The sequence below is a fragment of the Streptomyces sp. NPDC020362 genome (genome assembly GCF_040642095.1).
Classification (GTDB): Bacteria; Actinomycetota; Actinomycetes; order Streptomycetales; family Streptomycetaceae; genus Streptomyces.
Genome location: NZ_JBFAET010000113.1, coordinates 1 through 13,364 on the forward strand (window position 1 = coordinate 1; position 13,364 = coordinate 13,364).

The 13,364-nt window shown below is 71.9% G+C and carries 13 protein-coding genes and 1 tRNA gene; 5 read left to right on the top strand and 9 right to left on the bottom strand.

Annotation, left to right across the window (positions count from 1 at the left end; translation table 11 throughout):
* Window positions 1–367: 367 nt before the first annotated feature.
* Together AB0H32_RS30940 and AB0H32_RS30945 are read right to left on the bottom strand one after the other, a co-directional pair.
* Window positions 368–2,164 carry an AAA family ATPase gene (locus tag AB0H32_RS30940; RefSeq protein WP_361127192.1) on the bottom strand — a complete coding sequence of 599 codons (1,797 nt, stop codon included), beginning with the start codon at window positions 2,162–2,164 and terminating at the stop codon, window positions 368–370.
* A gap of 7 nt (window positions 2,165–2,171) precedes the next feature.
* Entirely contained in the window at window positions 2,172–3,614 is a 1,443-nt protein-coding gene (locus AB0H32_RS30945; protein WP_361127195.1) for a hypothetical protein, read from the bottom strand.
* Between the two features lie 89 nt (window positions 3,615–3,703).
* On the opposite strand from AB0H32_RS30945, the gene AB0H32_RS30950 reads away from it, so the two are divergent.
* Window positions 3,704–3,779 (top strand) — tRNA-Trp (locus AB0H32_RS30950).
* Between the two features lie 38 nt (window positions 3,780–3,817).
* Here AB0H32_RS30950 and AB0H32_RS30955 read toward each other — a convergent pair.
* The 4 genes from AB0H32_RS30955 to AB0H32_RS30970 all read right to left on the bottom strand — a co-directional run bounded on the left by AB0H32_RS30955 (window position 3,818) and on the right by AB0H32_RS30970 (window position 8,681).
* Entirely contained in the window at window positions 3,818–4,657 is an 840-nt protein-coding gene (locus tag AB0H32_RS30955) for a hypothetical protein (protein WP_361127198.1), read from the bottom strand.
* A 179-nt stretch (window positions 4,658–4,836) separates the two neighbouring features.
* Window positions 4,837–5,811 carry an acyl-ACP desaturase gene (locus tag AB0H32_RS30960; RefSeq protein ID WP_361127201.1) on the bottom strand — a complete coding sequence of 325 codons (975 nt, stop codon included), beginning with the start codon at window positions 5,809–5,811 and terminating at the stop codon, window positions 4,837–4,839.
* Window positions 5,812–6,041: 230 nt separating this feature from the next.
* The gene (gene ddaH / locus AB0H32_RS30965; RefSeq protein WP_361127204.1) at window positions 6,042–6,818 is read right to left on the bottom strand and encodes a dimethylargininase; all 777 of its coding nucleotides are present in this window, start codon (window positions 6,816–6,818) and stop codon (window positions 6,042–6,044) included.
* A 237-nt stretch (window positions 6,819–7,055) separates the two neighbouring features.
* Window positions 7,056–8,681: an ABC-F family ATP-binding cassette domain-containing protein gene (locus tag AB0H32_RS30970; protein WP_361127207.1), complete on the bottom strand. Its 1,626-nt coding sequence runs from the start codon at window positions 8,679–8,681 to the stop codon at window positions 7,056–7,058.
* Between the two features lie 428 nt (window positions 8,682–9,109).
* Between AB0H32_RS30970 and AB0H32_RS30975 the strand changes: the two genes are divergently transcribed.
* A complete protein-coding gene (locus AB0H32_RS30975) occupies window positions 9,110–9,949 on the top strand; it encodes an isocitrate lyase/phosphoenolpyruvate mutase family protein (protein ID WP_361127210.1) in 840 nt (279 codons plus the stop codon).
* Window positions 9,950–9,953: 4 nt separating this feature from the next.
* Here AB0H32_RS30975 and AB0H32_RS30980 read toward each other — a convergent pair whose 3' ends face one another.
* Entirely contained in the window at window positions 9,954–10,370 is a 417-nt protein-coding gene (locus tag AB0H32_RS30980) for an SsgA family sporulation/cell division regulator (protein ID WP_361127213.1), read from the bottom strand.
* Window positions 10,371–10,557: 187 nt separating this feature from the next.
* Here AB0H32_RS30980 and AB0H32_RS30985 point away from each other — a divergent pair, with 187 nt between their 5' ends.
* Both AB0H32_RS30985 and AB0H32_RS30990 read left to right on the top strand, forming a co-directional pair.
* Complete coding sequence (locus tag AB0H32_RS30985; protein ID WP_361127216.1) at window positions 10,558–11,658, top strand: oxidoreductase; 1,101 nt, start codon at window positions 10,558–10,560, stop codon at window positions 11,656–11,658.
* Window positions 11,659–11,721: 63 nt separating this feature from the next.
* Window positions 11,722–12,054 carry a plasmid stabilization protein gene (locus AB0H32_RS30990; protein WP_361127219.1) on the top strand — a complete coding sequence of 111 codons (333 nt, stop codon included), beginning with the start codon at window positions 11,722–11,724 and terminating at the stop codon, window positions 12,052–12,054.
* 42 nt (window positions 12,055–12,096) lie between these two features.
* Here the strand turns inward: AB0H32_RS30990 and AB0H32_RS30995 are convergent, their stop codons facing one another.
* Entirely contained in the window at window positions 12,097–12,393 is a 297-nt protein-coding gene (locus tag AB0H32_RS30995; protein ID WP_361127222.1) for a YciI family protein, read from the bottom strand.
* 61 nt (window positions 12,394–12,454) lie between these two features.
* Here AB0H32_RS30995 and AB0H32_RS31000 point away from each other — a divergent pair, with 61 nt between their 5' ends.
* The gene (locus AB0H32_RS31000) at window positions 12,455–13,162 is read left to right on the top strand and encodes an endonuclease V (protein WP_361127225.1); all 708 of its coding nucleotides are present in this window, start codon (window positions 12,455–12,457) and stop codon (window positions 13,160–13,162) included.
* On the opposite strand, the gene AB0H32_RS31005 is transcribed toward AB0H32_RS31000, so the two are convergent.
* Complete coding sequence (locus AB0H32_RS31005; RefSeq protein ID WP_361127228.1) at window positions 13,126–13,314, bottom strand: hypothetical protein; 189 nt, start codon at window positions 13,312–13,314, stop codon at window positions 13,126–13,128. The genes AB0H32_RS31000 and AB0H32_RS31005 overlap by 37 nt on opposite strands.
* Between the last annotated feature and the right edge of the window lie 50 nt (window positions 13,315–13,364).

Sequence of the window (13,364 nt, forward strand, 5' to 3'; positions counted from 1 at the left end):
GACCGTGCGACCAGGCCGACGGGAGACCGTGCGACCCGGCCGACGGGAGACCGTGCGATCCGGCCGACGGGAGACCGTGCGACCTGGCCGATAGGAGACCGTGCGATCCGGCCGACGGGAGACCGTGCGATCCGGCCGACACGGGACCGTTCGACCCGGCCGACACGGGACCGCACGCGGCCCGTCCGCGGCGGGCCCGCCCGCCCGCCACAGCACCGGCCGGGCCTTTCCTCAGCACTGGCCGCGTCTCCCCCCAGTCCAGCCCAAGCCTTCCCTCCGCCCCGGCGGCGTCTCTCCTCAGCATCCGGCGGCCACGCCTTCCCTCGGTCCCGCCCCCGTCTTCCGTCAGCACCGGCCACGCCTGCCCTCAGTCCTGTCGCATCGCCGTGAACACCTCCGTCCAGAACCGCTGCTGTTTGTCCGACGCGCCCACCAGGTAGGTCGCCCGCAGCTTGGCCGGCAGCAGGCGCACCAGACGGGTGACCGTCCCCCGGTGCTTCTTCAGCTGGGAAAGCTCCGCGTTGGCGAGGATCTGGTGGACGGTGTCGCTGTCGTCACCGCCCTCGGCCGAGTGCTCGGCGGCCTGGCGCAGGCGTGCCTCCCAGGCGTCGGCGTCGCGGGCGAGCTCGCGCAGGCCAGTGACCGGACGGCCGTCGAGGCGGTCGATCAGGGCGGTGAGCGGCACGGGCGCGTACTCGCCGTCGCCGAGGTAGACCGTGCCCATCTCCAGGGGCAGTCCATGCCGGTGCAGCTTGATGAGCCGTTCCAGGGTGCGCTTGGTGATCCAGGCGCGGCCCTCGTCGTCGATGTCGTGCTTCCACCATTCCAGCACCGTCTCGGCGTCGGAGCCGTAGCGCGACAGCAGCCACTCGTTGGCCGGGACGTCCTCGGGCTCCACGGTGAGCGAGGCGGTGAAGCGGGTCGCCTGGGCGATGTTGTTCCGGGACACGAGCAGCTTGCGGCCCAGGTGGTACGGCGGGTTCTGTACGGCGATCTGGGCGCGCAGGTTCTCGATCCGCCGCCCCGCCAGCGACCACTCCTGGGTGATCTCCATCAGCTTGGCGAACGCGGCCCTGTCCTTGGGCCGGTTGTACTCGTCCCAGACGATTGCCTTCGGCTCCGGGCCGGTGAACTTCACCGCCAGCAGGTTGTCGAGCGTGCCGTGCGGCGACGGGACCGGCGCGCACAGGTCCTCGACGTTGGTCACGGGCAGCGAGAAGTACAGCGGCTCGCGGCCCAGGCCCTCGCGCAGGGTCTCCCGGACGGCCTCCGTCTTGCCGCACCCCGGCGGGCCCTGGAGCAGGACAGTCCAGCGGTTGCGCAGCGCCGCACGGACGACCTGCCGGACCGGATCCGGGATCGTCCCCGGGTTGGAGACACCCACCGCCTCGGCGATCCGGTCGAGGATCTCGGCCGTGCGGTTCTGGCCGGGCCTGCCGTCCGGGCCCGGCTCGGCCAGCCGCAGCCGCTCGCCGTCGAGCAGGGGCAGGCCCCAGCGCAGCGGGAAGCCCTCCCGGGCGTTCGCCAGGATGTGGTCCAGGGTGCGCGGGGACAGCAGTTCGCGCAGGGCGGGGGAGAGCGACGCCCACAGGGTGAACACCGCACGCAGGTCCCACGGGCGGTACGTGGCCGCCAGGTGCCGTCGCCAGGAGGTGTCGTTCGCCGTGATCCGCAGGGTCACCATGCGGTCGAGCAGCGCCAGGTCGCCGCGCCGGGCCGATGTCTCGGACAGCGACTCGTTGTCCGTGAGGAACACGCCCACGCAGCCGAGGGAGCGCAGATCGTGCTCGCCCAGGGTCCAGTTGCAGGCGATCTGCATCAGTTGCGACTGGATCGTGTCGCCGGCCTGCAGCGAGTCGTCGATGAGCAGCACGAACGGCCGGCCCGGCGTGAGCTGGCTCATCACCAGCTGGCGCAGCACCAGTTCACCGGAGTGCGGGTCGCGCACGGGCGCGTTGACGAGCAGGTCGTCCGGCGTCAGGTTCGCCGCCGGCACGTACACCAGGGACGTGTGCGGGTGGGCGCGGGCCAGGTGCGAGAAGAACGTCGCCGTCTTGCCGATGCCGTGCTCGCCGAAGACCTGACCGGTCTGCCCCATGTCGATCATCGCGTCGATGAACGACTCCAGCCGGGAGGTCGTGGCCGTCTCGGTGTGTGTGGTCATCTTCCGTCTACCGCGATCCTGTGGTGACGCGATGGCAGTCCATCGCGGGTCGGTGCCGCTCGGGCCATTCGTCGCCGCCCTCGGTGATCAGCCAGATCCATTTCTCCGGCTCCGCGGGCGTGATCGGCGGGGCGTACCCGTCGGTGAGGACCACGACGGCGTCCGGGACGGCGTCCAGCCGGCGGCCGTTCACCTCCGTGCGGCCCTCCACGTAGTCCGCGACCGCCTGGAAGCTCGTACCGCCACCGCCGTACACACTCCCCCAGACTCCGTCCGCGGGTACCCCCGTCTCGCTTCGCCCGCCCGGCCGGAAGGGCATCACCACCGCGTCGAAGGACAGCCAGTGCGCCTCCACCCCGTCGATGCGACCGACGAGTTCTGTGAGCCAGTGGATCACGTGCTGAGGCATCGAGCCCGAGGTGTCGTAGGCGATCACCAGTACCTTTTCCCGCACCGGGCCGCGCCGGGCGAGCATCGGGTCCTGGCCGAGGGCCGCCAGCAGTGCGCCCCGCTTCTTGGGGTACACGAGCCGCTCGCCCTCGCGGAGTTTCGATCCCAGCACGTCCACGAGCCACCGCTGCCACCAGTCGACGGTCCGCGTGCGCGTGGTCTCACCGCGCAGCATGCCGGCGCCCAGCTTTCCCCAGATCCGGGCGGCTCGCGGCGACCCGTCCCCGGTACGGCCCATCAGGTCCAGCAGCTCGCGCTCCGCCCCCGTGTGGCCACGGCGTGCCGCCAGCAGGGAGTTGAGCAGCGCGGAGGAGGTGATCGCATCCACGGTCTCCTGGTCGGCGGGGACGAGACCGTCCACCAGATGCGCGCACAGCGGTTCCGGAACCGGGGGACGGCACATCCGCTTCAGCTCGCTGTAGACCCGCAGGTCCGTCTCGACGAACCGCTCGTACGGCACCGGTTCCAGGGCGTGCGCCGTCAGGTCCGCCACATAACCGTCGTACACCGCACGCGGGTCGATGCCGGTGGGCCGGCCGTCCAGGTGCGGGAGTCCCTCCCGGTCGAGGCGGACCAGCGCCACGTGGTTGATCGCCACCTCGGCGGCCAGCGTGAACACCGGGTCGGCGCGCAGGTCGTCGTCGGCGAACAGGTGGCGGTGCACCAGGTGCCGTGCCTCGTGGAACAGCACGAACTTCACGCCGTCCAGACCCAGCCGGACGAAGAAGTCGGGGTTGTACAGCAGCAGGCAGGAGCCGTCGCCGGAGGCGACCACCGCGGCCGTGTCCACGGCGGTCGTCGGGATCTGGTGCCGGCACTTGCTGTACAGCCAGGAGGCCACTGCGGACTGGGTGAGACCGAAGTCCAGCAGCGCGGCCTCCTTCAGCCGCCGTGCTTCCTCGACCACCGCCTGGTCCGCCGGGCGGTACCGCCCGATCGCCCTGCGGTCGGCGAGGTCCACCACCGGGACACGCGGCCGCTCCCGCTCTCCGTACGCCATGTGCCGTCCCCCGTACGCGATTTCCCCCGTGCCTACTTGGTACCAGTCCGCACTGACAACGGGCCAAGGCATTACGCTCGGCGGCAAGGGCGGGGCCGTAGCGCAGAGGCAGGCGCACCGGTCTCCAAAACCGGGACACGCTGGTTCGAATCCGGCCGCCCCGCCCCCCCTCGGCCGGTTCAGGCGACGGCGCGTCGGTCGGCTCAGGCGATGGCACCGGCGGTCGTGATCAGCTCCGGTGCGGTGCCGTGGAAGGTGTCCACGAGCTGGGTCAGGACCGCCCAGGCCTCCATGCGGTCCCCCAAGTGCTCATGTACGAGCGGGCGCAGGGCGTCCTCGGCCTCCCGGACCCGTGCGGGGAACAGCAACCGGCCCAAGGACAGCACCTGGAGCACCTGTGCGGCGGAGCGATGCGCCCTCGCGTAGTCGGCCGGACCGTCGAGCACACCGGCCTCGCGCACGCGGTGCGTGAACTTGGGGTGCGAACCGAACTGCGCGCGCAGTGCCGGCGGACAGTCGGGACGTACGGCGAGGGCCCAGCGGGCGTAGCCGGGCAGCGGGCGTTCGCCGTCGGCGGCGGCCACGGCCGCCCAGTCGGCGGGTGTGAGGACCATCGATGCCGCCGCGCGTGCCGCGCTCATGGACCGGGCGGCACGCAGGGCGCCGACCAGCCCGAGGCGGACGTAACTCCCCGGCACCGCGGGCTCCTCGCCGCGCAGGGTGGGGCGGACCGGGACGGGCTCGGTGCGCCCGGCGCCGAACGGCACACCGCGGGCGACGGCGCGCCGCAGGCCTGCGTCGGTGGTGATGAAGTGCCACACCATCGCGTTGAGGTCCGGGTCGTCCTCCTGCAGGATCCACAGCACCACGGAGGCGGGCAGCACGTTGCCCCACGCCCATGCGCGCTCCAGCCGCCGCCGCACGGCCTGGGAATGCTCGGGCCCGGGCAGCCCTGTCCGTTCCCGGACCCGCCCGGCGGTCCCGTCGTCGATCAGGCGCAGCAGAAAGCCCGCCGCCTGCTCGGCCCTGGTGTGATCACGCATGCGGGCATGATGCCGCAGGCCACCGACAGCCCGCATCGCCGATTTTGCACGCGCGCGTGCGGCGTCGCCGCGGGCGGCGCAACGGGACGGTCATGCCCGTGGGAGCGGGGAGCCCGGCCCGCCGGATCGGCGTCCGGGCTCGCCCTTCATGCGGGCTCGCCGCTCATCGGGGGTTGCGCTCAGGCTCCGGCCCGGGACGCCATCCGCGCCTTGCGGGCGGCCAGCTTCTCGTCGAACTTCAGGGCCTCCGCGTTCAGGCCGCCCATGAACAGACCGAGTTCCTCCTGCGCCTGGCGGCCCTCCGGGCCGAGTCCGTCGATCTCCAGGATCCTCAGGAAGCGCAGCACGGGCTGGAGAACGTCGTCGTGGTGGATGCGGAGGTTGTAGACCTCGCCGATCGCCATCTGGGCCGCGGCGCGCTCGAAGCCGGGGATGCCGTGCCCGGGCATGCGGAAGTCGACCACGACGTCCCGGACCGCCTGCATGGTCAGGTCGGGCGCGAGCTCGAATGCGGCCTTCAGGAGGTTGCGGTAGAAGACCATGTGCAGGTTCTCGTCGGTCGCGATGCGGGACAGCATGCGGTCGCAGACCGGGTCGCCCGACTGGTGGCCGGTGTTGCGGTGCGAGATCCGGGTCGCCAGCTCCTGGAAGGCGACGTAGGCGACCGAGTGCAGCATCGAGTGCCGGTTGTCGGACTCGAAGCCCTCGCTCATGTGGGACATCCGGAACTGCTCCAGCTTGTCCGGGTCCACCGCGCGCGAGGTGAGCAGATAGTCGCGCATCACGATGCCGTGCCGGCCCTCCTCGGCCGTCCAGCGGTGCACCCAGGTGCCCCAGGCGCCGTCGCGGCCGAAGAGCGAGGCGATCTCGTGGTGGTAGCTGGGGAGGTTGTCCTCCGTCAGGAGGTTCACGACGAGGGCGATCCGGCCGATCTCCGTCACCTTGGAGTGTTCCTTGTCCCAGGCCTCGCCGTCCTCGAACAGACCGGGGAAGTTGCGGCCGTCGCTCCAGGGCACGTACTCGTGCGGCATCCAGTCCTTGGCGACCTTCAGATGCCGGTTCAGTTCCGTCTCGACCACTTCCTCCAGCGCGTACAGCAGCCGCGCGTCGGTCCACACGGACGGGCTGCCGAGATGAGGGGAGGTGATCGTCACGGGAACTCCAGGGGGAACGCCGAACAAAGGGGGAGAGACGCGAATGGTCCCGGCGAGCGGTGCCGGAAACCTACGAGATCGTAGGCTACGAAGCCGTAGGTTACGAAGCCGTAGGTTAAGTTCGCTGTAAAGATCGCTGATCAGCACCCCCGCACCGGCTTTCCGAGGGCATGCCGAAGGGCCCCGGGACCTGCAGGTCCCGGGGCCGACGGAGCGACGGGATCATCCCGTCAGGCGTACAGCTCGCGCATCCGCACCGAGAGACAGGTCACACAGCCCTCGAGCTTTTCGAACTCGCCGATGTCCACCGTGACCACCTCGTGGCCGAGATCGGTCAGCAGTTCCGCCGTCTTCGGGGCACTCGCCGCCATGAGCAGCTTGTGGCCGCCGAGCAGCACCACGTGCGCACCGGACTCCTCGGGCACCGACAGGAAGCCCGGGAACAGCGAGGGCCGGTCCACCTTCGGGATGTGCCCGATGACCGTCCCGTCCGGCAGGGCGGTGACCGCAGACTTCAGGTGCAGCACCTTGCTCACGGGGACGGCCACCACGCGCGCGCCGAGCGGCTCGAAGGCGGCCCGCAGCTGCTGCACGCCGGCCGCGTTGGTGCGCCCGCCCCGGCCCACGTAGACGGTGTCACCGACCTTCAGGACGTCACCGCCGTCCAGGGTGCCCGGCTCCCATATCCAGTTCACCGAACAGCCGAGCCGGGCCACCGCCTCCTCGACACCGGCGGTCTCCGCCCGCCGGGACTCCGCGCCGGGCCGGGTGATCAACGCCACGTTCTTGTACATGACGACGGTGTCCTCGACGAACACCGAGTCCGGACAGTCGTCCTCCGGGTCGACCTCGACCGTCTCCCAGCCGTGCGTGCCGAGCGCCTCGACGTACGCCTCCCACTGCGCGACGGCCAGCTCCACGTCGACCTTCTCCCGCTCGATGTGCGTCACCAGGCCTTCGGCGAGGCGGGGGCTGGGACGGCGGACGAGCGCCTTCTTGCTGGGCACGGGGGGCCTTTCCTATCGGCGGTGCGGTTCCGGCGCCGTGACACGGCGCCGGAACCGCCATCATGCAGGGCGGCCAGGCCCGCACAAAACCCCGGGTGCCAGGCTGTGGCCCTCCTGAGATGCTCCGCCGTGAGCGGGCCGTGGTCGGCGAACAGCTGCCGCGGAGGTCCCCATGAAGATCACCTCGCCGCAGCCCGGACGGTGCACCGGGCGATGCAACCGGGCACACCGTCGAAGTCAGGCGGGATACCCGACCTCTTCCGGCGTGGTTTCCTTCAGTTCTCCCCCCTCCATCAGCAGCCACCGTGTGATCCCGATCGACTCCAGGAACGGCAGGTCGTGGCTGGCCACGAGCAGCGCGCCCTCGTACGACTCCAGGGCCGAGGTCAGCTGCCGGACGCTCGCCATGTCGAGGTTGTTGGTCGGTTCGTCCAGCAGGAGCAGCTGGGGCGCGGGCTCGGCGAGCATCAGCGCGGCCAGGGCCGCACGGAAACGCTCACCGCCGGAGAGCGTCCCGGCCGGCTGGTCGGCACGCGCGCCCCGGAACAGGAAGCGGGCGAGGCGCGCCCGGATCCGGTTGTTGGTGGCGCCGGGCGCGAACCGGGCCACGTTCTCGGCGACCGTCCGCTCGTCGTCCAGCACGTCCAGGCGCTGCGGCAGGAACCGCAGCGGGACATGCGCCTGTGCCTCGCCGGCCACGGCCGCCAGTTCCCCGGCGACGGTCCGCAGCAGCGTCGTCTTGCCGGCGCCGTTGCGGCCGACGAGGGCGATCCGCTCCGGGCCGCGCAGGTCGAGGATCCCTTCGACGCGCGCCCCGTAGGCCATCTCCAGGTTCTCCAGGGTGAGCACCTGCCGGCCGGGCGGGACGGCGGTGTACGGCAGGTCGACGCGGATCTCGTCGTCGTCGCGCACCGCCTCCACCGCCTCGTCAAGACGCTCCCTTGCCTCGGCGAGCTTCTCCTCGTGCATGATGCGGTGCTTGCCCGCGGACTCCTGGGCAGCACGTTTGCGTGCGCCCATGACGATCTTCGGTTCGCGCTTGCTGTCCCACATCTTCTGGCCGTACCGCTTGCGCCGGGCCAGCTTGACCTGGGCGTCGGCGAGTTCGCGCTTCTGCTTGCGCACGTCCGCCTCGGCCACGCGCAGCATCCGCTCGGCCGCGTCCTGTTCCACGGTCAGGGCCTCCTCGTAGGCGGAGAAGTTGCCGCCGTACCAGGTGACCTCGCCGGAGCGCAGCTCGGCGATCTGGTCGACGAGGTCGAGGAGTTCACGGTCGTGGCTGACGACCACCAGCACGCCCGGCCAGGAGGCGACGGCCGCGTACAGCCGCCGACGCGCGTACAGGTCCAGGTTGTTGGTGGGCTCGTCCAGGAGCAGGACGTCCGGGCGGCGCAGCAGCAGTGCGGCCAGGCGCAGCAGCACCGACTCGCCGCCGGACACCTCGCCGACGGTGCGGTCCAGGCCGATGTGACCGAGACCGAGTTCGCCGAGGGTGACGAGGGCACGCTCCTCGACGTCCCAGTCGTCACCCAGTGTCTCGAAGTGCTCCTCGGCGACGTCGCCCGCCTCGATGGCGTGCAGGGCGGCCCGCCGGCGTGCGATGCCGAGGGCCTCGTCGACGCGGAGCGCGGTGTCGAGCGTGACGTTCTGCGGGAGGTAACCGACCTCGCCGGTCACCTTGACGGTGCCATCGACCGGGGAGAGTTCGCCGGCGAGCAGCTTGAGCAGGGTTGACTTCCCGGATCCGTTGACGCCGACGAGCCCGGTCCGGCCGGGGCCGAAGGCGGTGTCGAGGCCGTCGAAGACGGGGGTGCCGTCGGGCCAGGTGAAGGACAGGGACGTGCAGGTCAGGGAAGTAGACATAAAGGCCTCGCGGTGGCTGGGTGCGGTCTGGGCGGGCGCATGTCGAGACACCGCGAGGCGGAAGCCGAAGGGCCTGGGGCACGAAAAAGGCCTGTGCTGGAGGACGGCTCGGACGCCGAGGTCGTAACGCCACGCACACCTCACCGGTGTGAGCGCGGTGTCTCAGGACCTCAGACGAGCAACGTCCTTCTCCAATCGGCGGCAACAGAACCTTGTACACCGTACGAGCGGGCTGCGAAGCCTGTCAACGCGATTAAATCCGTGCGCGCCGGTCGGCTGGATTGCGTTGTCCACCGGGTGTGTCCGTCGGTCGGATCCGGGTTGTCCACCGCGTGTGCCCGTCGGTCGGACCCGCGGTGGCCGTCGTCCGTTGATCCTGTCGGATTTCTGCCAGCGCCCGCCCCGCCGACGCTGTTTGACTTTCCCTCATGACACCTCAGCACTCGCCCTCGCTCCGCGAGACCGCCCTCGCCTTACGCGCACTGCACGTGCCCGGCCGGCCGCTCGTCCTGCCGAACGCCTGGGACCCGGTGAGCGCCGCCGTCGTCGCGGAGGCGGGGGCGCCGGCCGTCGCCACCACCAGCGCCGGGCTCGCCTGGGCGCTCGGCGCCGCCGACGGTGACCGGCTCGACCGAGATCGCGCGCTGGCCGCCGTAGCCCGCATCGTGGCCGCCGTACGGGTCCCCGTCACCGCCGACATCGAGGGCGGCTACGCCGAGGATGCCGCCGGGGTCGCCGACACCGTCGACGCGGTGCTCACCGCGGGCGCGGTCGGCGTCAACATCGAGGACGCCCGCCATGAGGGGGGCGGTGAGCCGCTGCGGCCGGTCGCCGAGCAGGCCGAGCGGATCTCCGCGGCCCGTGCGGCCGCCGACCGGGCGGGCGTACCGCTGTTCGTCAACGCCCGGATCGACACCTTCCTGCGCGGCGCCGGGGGAGTGGACCTCACCCTGGAGCGGGCCGCCGCGTTCCGGGCCGCGGGCGCCGACGGGATCTTCGTGCCCGGGGCCGTCGACCCGCAGACGGTCAAGGCGCTCGTCGCGGGCGTCGACGGGCCGCTCAACGTGATGGTCGGCCCGGGAGCGCCGTCGGTCGCCGAACTGGCCGCACTCGGGGTCGCCCGGATCAGCGCGGGCGCCGGCCTGGCCCAGGCCGCCCACGCCCTGGTCCGCCGTGCCGCGCGGGAGCTGCTGCGGGAGGGGACGTACGGGGCGCTCGCCGACGGGTTCGACTACGGGGAGCTGAACGCACTGCTCACCCGCGGGTAGTACGTCAGCAGGCGTCCCGCATCAGCTCGGCCAGGCCGTGGTCGAGGTCCAGCTGGAGATGCTCCAGGCCGACGGGAACCAGGTCGCCGGTCGCCTCCAGGAACCGACGGATCTCGCCGGAACGCACGTGCACGATCGCGGTGCCCTCGGGCGCGTGGAACTCCAGTACGGTGCGGTCGTAGCCGTACGGCCGCACCCGGACGTCCCCGACCCCCTCCGCGCCGTGGAGCCCGGACGCGAGGAGTTCGCGGGAGAAGGTCCAGCAGACCTCTACGCCCTCCAGGGTGGCCGGGGCCGGGAAGGTCATCCGGACTGCGAACGGGTCGTTGCGGTCGTAGCGCAGCGTGGCGGGAATGCTCGGCATGCGCGGCGCGGCGGCGACGAGGCGGGCCTCTACGGGCTGCTCGATGACGGTGGACAAGGCCTTGCTCCCTCATGACGGCTGGACGTACTTCCGGGCGTGTCAGGCCTGGCACTGGAAGAGACGACGGAATCGGCCGATCCGTGCACACCGGCAACGAGTGACCTCGGTCACCGTCCCCATGCATGACTTTCGGCCAAAGAGATCCTCTGGACGGCGGCGGACCGGTGGGCTAGCTTCGCCCGCCATGAAGCGCTTGGGGAGCACGCGACGCAGGGGACGGGGCCGGCTGGTGGCGGTGGGAGTGGCGTGCGGCGCGGCGCTGGCCGCGCTGACGGTCCCGGCCGCCGAGGCACGGCCGCTCGGCCGGGGGGCCGTGCACTGGGCGGAGAAGGACACCGGTTCCCCGCAGGTGCGCTTCCGCGGCCTGGCTGCCGTCGACCGCGACACCGCCTGGCTGGCCGGCACGGCGGGCACCGTGCTGCGCACCACCGACGGCGGGGCGAGCTGGCGGAACGTCTCTCCGCCCGGCGCGGCGGGCCTGGAGTTCCGGGACGTCGAGGCGTTCGACGCGCGGCGTGCGGTGGTGCTGGCCATCGGCGAGGGCGAGACATCGCGCGTCTACCGCACCGACGACGGAGGTGCGACCTGGACCGAGTCCTTCCGCAACGCCGATCCGAAGGCCTTCTACGACTGCCTCGCCTTCTTCGACCGCCGGCACGGCCTTGCCGTGAGTGATCCCGTGGACGGCAGGTTCCGCATGCTGTCCACCCGTGACGGCGGGCGCACCTGGCGGGTGCTGCCGGCGGACGGAATGCCGGCCGCGCTCGACGGCGAGGCGGGCTTCGCCGCGAGCGGCCAGTGCCTGGTCACCTCCGGGCCGAAGGACGTCTGGCTGGCCACCGGCGGCGGCGCCCACGCGCGCGTGCTGCACTCCGCCGACCGCGGACTGACCTGGACGGCCTCCGACACGCCCGTCCCGGCGGGCGATGCGGCCAAGGGCGTCTTCGCGCTCGCCTTCCGCGACCGTGCCCACGGCCTCGCGGTCGGTGGCGACTACCGCCCCGACCAGTCCTCGCCGCAGGCTGCCGCGGTCACCTCCGACGGGGGCCGCACCTGGCGCCCTGCCGCCACCCCGCCGCCCGCCTACCGCTCCGGGGCCGCCTGGCTCCCCCACAGCCGCCGCGCCGCGCTCGCCGTCGGCCCCACCGGCACCGACCTGACCACCGACGCCGGCCGCACCTGGCGGACCATCGACACCGGTTCCTACGACACGGTGGACTGCACCTCCGACCTGAGCTGCTGGGCGGCCGGGGAGAAGGGGCGGGTGGCCCGGCTGGAGCACTGACGTGCGGGGCCGGAATCGCGGGTACTCGGTCCCTGCCGCAACGGAGCGAGGAGAGGAGTGGTCATGCCTCGTGGTTCCAGCCCCAAGCGGGAACGCCAGTACGAACACATCAAGGAGAGCGCCCTGGAGCGGGGCGAGAGCCCGAAGCGTGCCGAGGAGATCGCCGCGCGGACGGTCAACAAGGAACGCGCCCGCTCCGGCGAGTCGAGGACCGCGAGCCGCAGTTCGACCCAGGACATGTCGTCCGGCGAGCGCGGCGGCAAGCGGTCGGGCAAGGGGCCCCAGGGCCCGACCTACGACCAGTTGTACAACGAGGCCAGGCAGCGAGGCATCGAGGGCCGTTCGGACATGAGCAAGGCACAGCTGCAACGCGCGCTGAACGCCAAGAAGAGCTGAGCGCCAAGAAGAGCTGAGCGCCGAGAAGGTCTGAGGCCCGGCTCAGTTCAGCGTCTGGCGGTGGCGTGCCAGCTCGGGAACGGTCTTCGTGGCGACGAACTCCGTGACGCGGTACTCGCACACCCCTGCCGCCACGAACGGATCGCCCGCGACGACCTCCTCGATACGGGCGCGGTCCTCCGCGACGGCCAGGATCACCCCGCCGTCGCGGGGGTTCTTGCGCCCGGAGGCCAGGAAGAGGCCCTTCTCGTACTGCTGGTCCAGCCAGGTCACATGCGCGGGCAGGACGGCGTCCACGGCGTCGAGCGGGGCGGTGTAGGTCAGTTCCAGTACGAACATGATCACGAGCCTACCCCCGGCGCCCGCAGGGCCGTCCGCGGGCCGTACAGTCGGGGACACCATGACGACCGTAGGAGTACCCGCCGGCTGGCCCGCGACCGAGGAAGAGGCCCGCGCCGAACAGGACCGGCTGCGCGGGCGGGTGGTGCTCGACGAACCGGGGCCGCCGCCCGGCACGGGCCATGTCACGGGGGTCGACGTCGCCTACGACGACGACCGCGACCTGGTCGCCGCGGCGGCCGTCGTCCTGGACGCGGCCACCCTGGAGGTGGTCGCGGAGACGACGGCCGTCGGCCGGATCTCGTTCCCGTACGTTCCGGGACTGCTCGCCTTCCGCGAGATCCCGACCGTTCGGGCCGCCCTGGACGCCCTGCCCTGCCCGCCCGGCCTGGTGGTGTGCGACGGCTACGGTCTCGCCCACCCGCGCCGCTTCGGCCTCGCCAGCCACCTCGGCGTGCTCACCGGCCTGCCCACCATCGGTGTCGCCAAGAACCCGTTCACCTTCACCTACGACGACCCCGGGTCCCGGCGGGGCAGCGCCGCACCGCTCCTGGCGGGGGCCGAGGAGGTCGGCAGCGCCCTGCGCACGCGGGACGGCGTCAAGCCGGTGTTCGTCTCCGTCGGCCACCGGTTGAGCCTCGACAACGCCCTGGCGCACACCCTGGCGCTGACGCCGGAGTACCGGCTGCCCGAGACCACGCGCCGGGCGGACGCGCTGTGCCGGCGGGCGCTTCAGGAGGCCACGATGCGCCAGGCGCCGACCTCCTGATACGCCGAGTCGTAGACGGCCGAGCCGTCGCCGGGTTCGAGGGCGTAGTGGTGGAGATTGCCGCCCCAGTAGCGCAGGATCCGCCCCAGCTCTCCGGCCCGGCCCGCAGCCGGCACGTCCTCGTCCACGGTCACTTCCAGCACGAACTTCACTTCAGTTCCGCCTCCTTCTGCCTGGGCTTCCAGCGTCTCATTGAAATTCC

What these genes read in the sequence shown, in the direction of transcription:
- AB0H32_RS30940 (WP_361127192.1), bottom strand. Translation starts at nt 2,164, where the DNA reads ATGACCACACACACCGAGACGGCCACGACCTCCCGGCTGGAGTCGTTC.
- AB0H32_RS30945 (WP_361127195.1), bottom strand. Translation starts at nt 3,614, where the DNA reads ATGGCGTACGGAGAGCGGGAGCGGCCGCGTGTCCCGGTGGTGGACCTC.
- AB0H32_RS30955 (WP_361127198.1), bottom strand. Translation starts at nt 4,657, where the DNA reads ATGCGTGATCACACCAGGGCCGAGCAGGCGGCGGGCTTTCTGCTGCGC.
- AB0H32_RS30970 (WP_361127207.1), bottom strand. Translation starts at nt 8,681, where the DNA reads ATGTCTACTTCCCTGACCTGCACGTCCCTGTCCTTCACCTGGCCCGAC.
- AB0H32_RS30975 (WP_361127210.1), top strand. Translation starts at nt 9,110, where the DNA reads ATGACACCTCAGCACTCGCCCTCGCTCCGCGAGACCGCCCTCGCCTTA.
- AB0H32_RS30985 (WP_361127216.1), top strand. Translation starts at nt 10,558, where the DNA reads ATGAAGCGCTTGGGGAGCACGCGACGCAGGGGACGGGGCCGGCTGGTG.
- AB0H32_RS30990 (WP_361127219.1), top strand. Translation starts at nt 11,722, where the DNA reads ATGCCTCGTGGTTCCAGCCCCAAGCGGGAACGCCAGTACGAACACATC.
- AB0H32_RS30995 (WP_361127222.1), bottom strand. Translation starts at nt 12,393, where the DNA reads ATGTTCGTACTGGAACTGACCTACACCGCCCCGCTCGACGCCGTGGAC.
- AB0H32_RS31000 (WP_361127225.1), top strand. Translation starts at nt 12,455, where the DNA reads ATGACGACCGTAGGAGTACCCGCCGGCTGGCCCGCGACCGAGGAAGAG.